This window comes from Kitasatospora sp. NPDC057223, from assembly GCF_042669755.1.
Taxonomy (GTDB): domain Bacteria; phylum Actinomycetota; class Actinomycetes; order Streptomycetales; family Streptomycetaceae; genus Kitasatospora.
The window spans coordinates 1-8,130 of sequence record NZ_JBHUWW010000220.1 but is presented as its reverse complement, the minus strand read 5'-3'; the positions used below and the strand labels follow the sequence as shown (position 1 = coordinate 8,130).

The window sequence follows — 8,130 nt, the reverse complement described above, 5'->3', positions numbered from 1 at the left end:
CGCCGCCTGACGGGGGGGCAGGGGTGTGGGGCCGGGCGGCCGGAGTCGATCCGGCCGCCGGGCCCCTCTCGCATGCTCAGGCCGAGGTGTAGTGCTCCGCCTCGTCGCCCTCGATCAGGTAGCTCGACTCACCCGAGACACCCACCGGGACGTCGCCCGCCACGGTCACCCGGTGCAGCCGCCGCGGCAGGTCGTCGTAGTCGTCCGGCGCGTAGTGCTGGGTGGCGCGGTTGTCGAACAGCACCACGTCCCCCAGCTCCCAGCGCCAGCGGACCACGTTCTCCGGCCGGGTCACGTACGCCTGGAGGCTGCGCAGCAGGTCGTGCGACTCGGCGCTCGGCAGCCCGATCACCGACTGCGCGAACCCGCCGATGAACAGGCCGCGTTCACCGCTCTCCGGATGCACCCGGACCACCGGGTGGGCGGTGCGGTACTTGCGCGCGGTGAAGACCCTGCGCCGCTCGGCGTCCGCCTCGTCCAGTTCCTTGCCCTGCGCGTAGTCGTAGTCGTTGGTGTGCACCGCCCAGAGCCGGTCGGCGAACTCGCGCAGCTGCTCGGGCAGGTCCCGGTAGGCGGTCTGGCTGTTGGCGATCAGCGTGTTGCCGCCGTACGGCGGGACGATCAGGCTGCGCAGCGTGCTCGCCTTGGGCGGCGTCCGGACGAACGTGACGTCGGTGTGCCACCGGTTGGCCCGGCCGCCGTCCTCGCTGTCCACCGCCAGGACGTTCGGCTGGCCGTCCAGCGCCGGCACGGTCGGGTGGGCGGTGGTGAGCGTGCCGAAGTTCGCCGCGAAGCGGGTCTGGCCGTCGTCGTCGAGCTGCTGGCCGCGGAAGAAGAGCGCCTTGTGCTCCACCAGTGCGGCGTTCAGCTTCTCGACGGTCGCGGCGTCGAGGTCGGCGGCGGTGTCGACGCCGAGGATCTCGGCGCCGATCCGGCCGCCGACCTTGCGGATCTCGAAGGTGTTGGTCATCGGAGTTCCCTTCAGGCGTGCTGTTCGGACGGGATTCAGGAGGTGATGGGGGCGGCGGAGGCAGCCGGCCCGAGAGCCGGACCGATCGCCCGCAGTGCGCCCGGCGTACGGCCCCGGCCCCAGCCGATCTGCTCGCGGTAACTGCCGAGCAGGCCGTCCTCGGCGAGCCGCCGCTCGTCCCGGACGGCCGGGTTCTGCGGCTGCGGGTGGGTGTAGGGGGCGACGAAGAGCGCGTCGACCGGGCAGTTGGCCTCGCACTGGAAGCAGGTCTGGCAGTCGTCCTGGCGGGCGATCAGCGGGATGCCGTCCGTGCCGCGGTCGAACACGTCGGTCGGGCAGACCCTGATGCACTTGTCGCAGGCGATGCAGCGCTCCGCGGAGACGAGTTCGATCACGCGGCGGCCTCCGCGGGTGTGCGGGCGAGCGGACGCGTCCAGACCTCGTCCAGGCCGCCGGTGGCGATCCGGTGGTGCTGGGCCGGGTCCTCACCGGGGTGGTCGAGCCGCCTGGCCATCCCCCGGGACTCGGTCCGGGCCAGCGCCGAGCGGTACATCCAGCGGGCGTTCGCGGCCAGCGCGGCGGCCTGCCGGGCCCGGAGGGCGTCCGCGCCGGTGCCGTGCAGCCCGGCCCGCAGCCGGCCCCAGGTGTCGTCGAGCACGGTCAGCGCCTCGGCCAGGCGCTCCCCGTGCCGCAGGTAGTTCTTGTCGTACGGCAGCACCTCCCGCTGCACGGCGGCGACCACCTCGCGGGCGTCCCCGCCCGGCCTCCCGGTGGGCCGCAGCCCGGCCCCGCCGGCCGGGGTCGCGGTGCGGCGGTGCGCCCCCGGCCCCAGCGCGCGGGCATGGGCCGCGGCGCCCCGGCCCGCCCAGGTGCCCGAGGACATCGCCCAGGCCGCGTTGTGACTCCCGCCGCCGGTGAAGCCGCCGCAGATCTCCTCGCGGGTGGCGGCGTCCCCCGCCGCGTACAGACCGGGGACGGTGGTGCGGCAGTCGTCGCCCGCGATCCGGATGCCGCCGGTGCCGCGCACCGTGCCCTCGGCGAGCAGGGTCACGGCGAAGCGGTCGGTGAACGGGTCGATCCCGAGCCGGTCGAAGGTCAGGAAGAAGTTCGGCTGGGCGAGGCGCATCGCGCGCCGGGCCGCCTCGTCCGCCCGGTCCAGCCGGCAGAACACCCTTCCTCCGGCAAGCAGTTGCCGCGCGATCACCGAGCGGCCGCCCTGGCTCGCCGCACCCGCCAGCTCCGCACCGTCCTCGGTGCTGAAGCTCGCGAAGGAGTAGAACGCCGTCTTGGTGACGGAGGTGTGCTCGGGCGCGATGCCGTACGCGTTCGAGAACTCCATCCCGGACAGCTCCGCACCCACCTCGGCCGCGTACAGCGCGCCGTCCCCGGTGTTGGTGTCGGTGCCCAGCGCCTTGCTGAGGAACGCGCAGCCGCCGGTCGCGAGCACCACCGCGCCCGCCCGCACCAGGTACGGGTGCCCGGCCTGCCGGCGGTGCCCGGCCGCGCCCGCCACCGATCCGTCCGCGGCGGTGAGCAGTTCGGTCACCGGGCTGTGGTCGAGGATCCGGACGCCCGCCCGCCGCACCCGGATCCGCATCCGGCGCATGTACTCCGGGCCCTGCAGTCCGTTCCGCAGCTGCCGCCCGTCCGGGCCGGTCGGGAACGGGTAACCCCCGCTCTCCGCAAGCTCGTTCATGTTGGCGTAGGTCTGGTCGAGGACCCGCCGCATCCACCGCCGGTCGGCCAGGTAGCCGCCCAGCCCCTCCCGGCTCGCCATCGCGGCCTCCCGCCCGGCCGGCTCCGGGTCGACGTACCAGACGCCCGTCCCGCCGGCCGCCGTCGAACCGCTGGTGCCGCAGTAGCCCTTGTCCGCGAGGACGACGTCCGCACCCGCGCGGGCCGCGTCCAACGCCGCCCAGGTCGCCGCCGGGCCACCGCCGACCACCAGCACGTCGGCCGCGAACTCCTGTTGCCCGCCCATGCCGCCCCTCACCTGTCCAACGGGGCGCGCCAGGCCGTGAACCGGCGCTCCAGTGCGACCAGCAGCTGGTTGAAGACCAGTCCGATGACGGAGATCGTCACGATGCCCGCGTACATCTGCGGGATCGCGAAGTTGAACTGCGAGGCGTTGATCAGATAGCCGAGCCCGGCCTTCGCCCCCACCATCTCGGCGGCCACCAGCACCAGGATCGACACCGCACCGGCGAGCCGCACACCCGTGAAGATGACGGGCACCGAGGCCGGCAGGATCACCTTCTGGAACAACCTCGGCGCGGACAGGTCGAGCGAGCGCGCCAGCCTGATAAGCGTCGGATCCACGCTGCGCACCGCACTGATGGTGTTCAGCAGGATCGGCCAGAGGCAGGCGTACAGCACGATGGAGATCTTGGACGTCTCCCCGATGCCGAGAATCAGCACGAACACCGGCAGCAGCGCCAGCGCCGCCGTGTTGCGGAACAGCTCCAGCAGCGGGCTGAGCAGGTTCGCGACCGGCCGGTACCAGCCGATCAGCAGGCCCAGCGGCACACCGATCACCACCGCCAGGCCGAAGCCGCTGAGCGAACGCGTCAGGCTCGCCACGGTGTTGTCGGCCAGCTGGCCGTTCTGCAGCAGCCCGTACCAGGCGTCCACCACCTCGCTGAACGGCGGCAGGAAGGTACGGTCCACCAGCTCGAAGCGCGGGGCGAGTTCCCACAGCAGCAGCAGCGCCAGGACCGCCACCGACTTCGTCGCGCCGGACAGCAGCAGACCGGGCAGACGACGCCACACGGACGGCGCCTTCGCTCGCGGGGCGGTGGCCCGCGGCGGCTTCGGCCGGGTCTCCGCCGCCGACCTGGCCGCCCGGTCCGCGACGGCCGTCACGAGGTCCAGATCGGTGCCCGACTCGGCGTTCAGGTCAGTAATCAACTCGGTGCTCAGGTCGGTGCTCAGGTCGGTGCTCATGCGTGGCTGACCTCTCTCTCCAACTGCTGCGCACGGCTGACCTCGTCGTGCAGCAGGCTCCAGATCTGGTGTCGGTAGCGCGCGAACTCCGGGCTGGAGCGCAGGTCCTGGGCCGCCACCCGCTCCCCCAGGTCGATCGGGACGACCTCCTTGACCCGCCCCGGGCGCGAGGTGAGCACCGCCACCCGGCCGCCGAGGTAGACCGCCTCCTCGATGCCGTGGGTGATGAACACCACCGTCTTGCCGGTGCGCTGCCAGATCCGCAGCAGCTCGTCCTGCAACGACTCGCGGGTCTGCGCGTCCAGCGCCGCGAACGGCTCGTCCATCAGCAGGACATCCGGGTCGTAGGCGAGGCTGCGGGCGATCGCGACGCGCTGCTTCATCCCGCCGGACAGCTCGTGCGGGTGCCGGTCCTCGAAGCCGCCGAGGCCCACCAGGTCGAGGTACTCCCGCGCCCTGGCCGCCCGTTGGCGACGCGGGACCCCGGTGGCCTCCAGGCCGAACTCGATGTTGCCCTGCGCCGTGCGCCACGGCAGCAGCGCGTACTGCTGGAACACGATGCTGCGGTCGAGCCCCGGGCCGGTGACCGGCCGCCCGTCCAGCAGGATCTCGCCGGAGGTCGGCGCGGTCAGGCCGCCGAGCAGGTCCAGAAGCGTGGACTTGCCGCAGCCGCTGGGGCCGACCACCACCACGAACTCGCCTGCGGCGACGTCCAGGTCGACGGAGTCGAGGGCGGTGAACTCGGACGCCCGACGGGCGCCCGCCCGGCCCCGGACGGGGAAGGTCTTGGTGACCTGCCGGAAGCTGATGTGAGCGGTCATCGCGGGCTCAACTCCTGCTCGCGGCGGGCGAGGCAGCCCCCGCCTGGTAGCCGTTGAACTGGTTGGTATAGAGATCGGCGGCCTTGACCTGGCCCGCCTTGATGTCGCCGTGCGCGGTCAGCCAGTCGATCCACAGCTGGAAGGTCTGGTCGGTGATCCGGCCGCCGGGCTCGGCCACCCCGAAGGACTTCCAGTACTGCAGCGCCGCGGTGTCCTCGTTGCGCCCCCGCTTCCTGATGATCTCCGCACTGCGGGCGATCACCTGCTCGCGCGGCGTCGTCCGCGACCACTCGATCGCCTTGGCCACCCCGGTCACGAAGACCTTCGCGGTTCCCGGGTTCTGCTTCAGGAACTTGTTGGTCAGCACGTACGTGCCGGCGCTGAACGCACCCAGCAGCTCGAAGTCGCTGAACAGCGGACGGATCCCGCCCGCCGCGAGCGCCTTGTCGCGCAGGACCCCGCCCAGCGAGGCCACCTCGATCTGCTTCTGCCGCAAGGACTGCTCGGTGTTCACCGGCGGCACGACGATGCGCTCGACCCTGCCCAACTCGGCTGCGGCGAACCCGTTGCGCTGGAGGTACGTGTCGAGAACCGCCTCGACGTGCGCGCCGAGGGTGTTCATCCCGACCTTCTTGCCGACCAGGTCCCGGGCGGACCGGATCGGGCTGTCCTCCAGCACGTAGTAACCGTTGAAGGAGGCGGCGTCGACGCCGTAGTAGCTGATCGCCGCCTTCACCGGGGCCCCCGCCGAGATCAGCTTCACCACCGCGCCGTTGAACGCCCCGCCGAAGTCGGTCTGACCGGTCGCGGCAGACTGGATGTCCTGCGGCCCGCTGATGGTGTTGCCGACCCACTCCAGCTTCACGTCACCGAAGTAGCCCAGGTCCTCGGCCAGTTCGGGCAGGGTCACCTGCCCCACCCAGCCCTGGTAGCGGAGCTTCTTCGTCTCGCTGCCCCCACCGTCGGAGGCCGTCGCCCGGCCGCAGGCGGCGGCTGCCGCCGCGACGGCGGTCAGGGCGAGGAACTGGCGTCGGGAGGTGGGCCGGGACACGGACTTGGGGAACACGGGCATGGGAGGTCCTTTGGGGTCGGCAGGGTACGCCGACGGGGACGGGCAGCGGACTGCCCGTCGCGCGGCGAAGCCGGTGGAAGCCGGTGGTGGACGAGAGCACCCGACGGCGGAGCCGGGGCAGGGGCCGCGGTGAGCGGCAGGAGGGACGGGCTTCAGCCCGAGAGGTGAGACAAGCGCGTCAGCACACGGCGGCGGCGCTCAGCGACAGGCAGCACAGAGGGCGCTCGCGTGCCGTCGCAGATCGACGTGCAGGCGGCCCACAAGGCGCTCGGATTGGCTCACGTCCCAAAGCGTCGCAGTGGCGGGGAGCAGGGTCAATGAATGTTCACCTGCCGGAAGAAACCCCGCCCGGGCCGGTCGGCAGAGCCTTCCGCTACCGGCCCGGCTCCGCAGCGGACGCGGTACTCATCGGCCCGCAGGCGGGCTCCGGAGCCTGGGACGCGGCACCCGAACCCGGCAACGTCCCGGGGGCGGAGACCATGGGCGAGGCGGCGGGAGATCCATCCTGCGAGGAGAACTCCGCCAGCCGAGTGCGGAGTTCCGCCGCGGCGGCGACGAACTCCGGCTGGATGACGCCCGACGGGGCGACCCGCGACGGCGGGCTCGGCACACTTGGTGCCGTGCTCGTGCCACCCCCGCCGACAAGCACCGACGTGCCACCGTGGTGAACCGCCAGGGCAACTACCCGGACCCCGACCTGCTGGACGGTGATCTCCTCGACCACGGCTCCGGCCTGCGCCGTCCACAGCGCGGAGGCGGCACGGTCGCAGTCCACCACTCCCACCAGGGCGGCCCCGCAGTCCAGAGGCGCCAGGAGGGCCTCCACCGCCCGGGCGGCGGCATCGTCGGAGGAGAACACCAGCACGTACTGTGCCGCAGCAGCCCCCTCACCGCTCCCGTCCGCGTAGGAACGCTCCAGGGCAACGGCCGCACCGGCCGCACCGACCCCCCGTGACAGACAGGTCGGCGGCGGTTCGGACATCGGCTGCGGCGTGCCACCGCCGGGAGCCTCCGCGCTCCACAGTCCGCCCTCGCCCGTCAGCACCCACGGCCCGTAGTGGCCTTCGGCGGTGGGCAACGCCTCGACGGGAAGGAACAGCTCACTGTCGTCGTCATCCGCGGCCGGGCCGGGCAGCGGGATCTCCGCGGCGATCCGGTGCTCCTCCCCCGCCGCACCGACCCCGTCCTGTGGAGCACCGAACACCGGCAGCGCCCGGGCGCTCCCCCAGAGACCCGCCACCGCGACCGCGCAGACGATGCTCAGCACGGCGCGCCGGCAGCGTCGTCGCCGCCCGGCCGCCCGGCGGATCGCCTGCGCCGGCACCGGCGGCTGCACCGCCGTCGTCACCTCGTCGCGCAGGCTCGCGAGGCGGTGATCCAGCCGAGCCGTCGTGATGGCCGGCTGTCCGCCCGCAACCGTCCTCGGCCGCCTCGGCTCACGCATGCGTGATCAGCCCCGACCACTCCACGTCACCCGGCCGGACCGGCTCCGCCACCGGCTGCCCTTCGTCCTCGGCGTCCGCCCCGGCCTGCGCGGCACCGCCCGCCCCGGCACCCGGGCCGGCGTCGCCGTCGGCGCCCGGCAGGCGCCGGCCCGTGACCACCGGCTCCTCCGGGGGTCTCGCCGGTTCCTCGTCGAGCAGGACGGCGAGGGCCTGCCGGCCCCGGTGCAGTCTCGCCTTCACCGTGCCCACCGGGACGCCGCCCTCCGCCGCGATCTCCGCAACGGACCGTCCGCCCATGTGGTGCAGCACCAACGCCGACCGCTGCGCCTCCGGCAGCCGCCGCAACGCCTCGACCAGCGCCACCGTGTCCGGCCCCGGGCCGGCCACCGGGCCGGCAGGCCCGTGCCGGACCCAGCTCCGCACTGCCGTCCGGGCCCGTCGCCACCGGCTGATCGCCACCCGCTGACCCGTCAGCCGGACCCAGGCGACCGGGTTGTCATGGGTGCTCACCTGGTGCCACCGGTCCCAGGCCCGGATGAACGCCTCCTGGGCCGCGTCCTGAGCCTCCCCCAGGTCACCGGTCAGAGCGTAGAGATGCGCGACGAGCTGGCCGTACGAAGCCTCGTAGAACACGTTGAAGTCTGCGGCTTCGCCGTCCCTGCCCATACCCCCACCTTCCCGCCCCACTGAAGTGGTCTGGACCAATAAAGATCGAAGACCGGGCCAGTCTGCCTTTAGCGCCCCCGGCTCGGCAAGCGAGCTCCGTCCGTAAACACAGACCGGAAACGCAGAGAAGCCCCGCCGGTTACCCGGCGGGGCTTCTCTAGAAAAATTGTTCGGCGGCGTCCTACTCTCCCACAGGGTCCCCCCTGCAGTACC

The 8,130-nt window shown here is 72.8% G+C and carries 8 protein-coding genes; all 8 read right to left on the bottom strand.

Going from position 1 to position 8,130, the window contains the following annotated elements:
* Positions 1-76: 76 nt before the first annotated feature.
* Complete coding sequence (locus ACFUK0_RS38575) at positions 77-970, bottom strand: TauD/TfdA dioxygenase family protein (RefSeq protein ID WP_380258475.1); 894 nt, start codon at positions 968-970, stop codon at positions 77-79.
* Between the two features lie 35 nt (positions 971-1,005).
* Positions 1,006-1,365, bottom strand: a complete 360-nt coding sequence (locus ACFUK0_RS38570) for a 4Fe-4S dicluster domain-containing protein (RefSeq protein WP_380258474.1) — start codon at positions 1,363-1,365, stop codon at positions 1,006-1,008.
* A complete protein-coding gene (locus ACFUK0_RS38565; RefSeq protein WP_380258473.1) occupies positions 1,362-2,951 on the bottom strand; it encodes an FAD-dependent oxidoreductase in 1,590 nt (529 codons plus the stop codon). Before ACFUK0_RS38565 ends, ACFUK0_RS38570 begins: the two co-directional genes overlap by 4 nt.
* An 8-nt stretch (positions 2,952-2,959) precedes the next feature.
* Positions 2,960-3,913 (bottom strand): ABC transporter permease, encoded by a 954-nt coding sequence (locus tag ACFUK0_RS38560; protein WP_380258472.1) that lies wholly within the window; start codon positions 3,911-3,913, stop codon positions 2,960-2,962.
* Positions 3,910-4,734 (bottom strand): ABC transporter ATP-binding protein, encoded by an 825-nt coding sequence (locus ACFUK0_RS38555; RefSeq protein ID WP_380258471.1) that lies wholly within the window; start codon positions 4,732-4,734, stop codon positions 3,910-3,912. The genes ACFUK0_RS38560 and ACFUK0_RS38555 overlap by 4 nt, the downstream gene beginning before the upstream one ends.
* Before the next feature lie 7 nt (positions 4,735-4,741).
* The gene (locus ACFUK0_RS38550; RefSeq protein ID WP_380258470.1) at positions 4,742-5,806 is read right to left on the bottom strand and encodes an ABC transporter substrate-binding protein; all 1,065 of its coding nucleotides are present in this window, start codon (positions 5,804-5,806) and stop codon (positions 4,742-4,744) included.
* A gap of 373 nt (positions 5,807-6,179) precedes the next feature.
* Positions 6,180-7,154, bottom strand: a complete 975-nt coding sequence (locus ACFUK0_RS38545) for a hypothetical protein (RefSeq protein WP_380258469.1) — start codon at positions 7,152-7,154, stop codon at positions 6,180-6,182.
* 88 nt (positions 7,155-7,242) lie between these two features.
* Positions 7,243-7,917, bottom strand: coding sequence for a SigE family RNA polymerase sigma factor (locus tag ACFUK0_RS38540; protein ID WP_380258468.1), 675 nt, complete (start codon positions 7,915-7,917; stop codon positions 7,243-7,245).
* Positions 7,918-8,130: the final 213 nt, after the last annotated feature.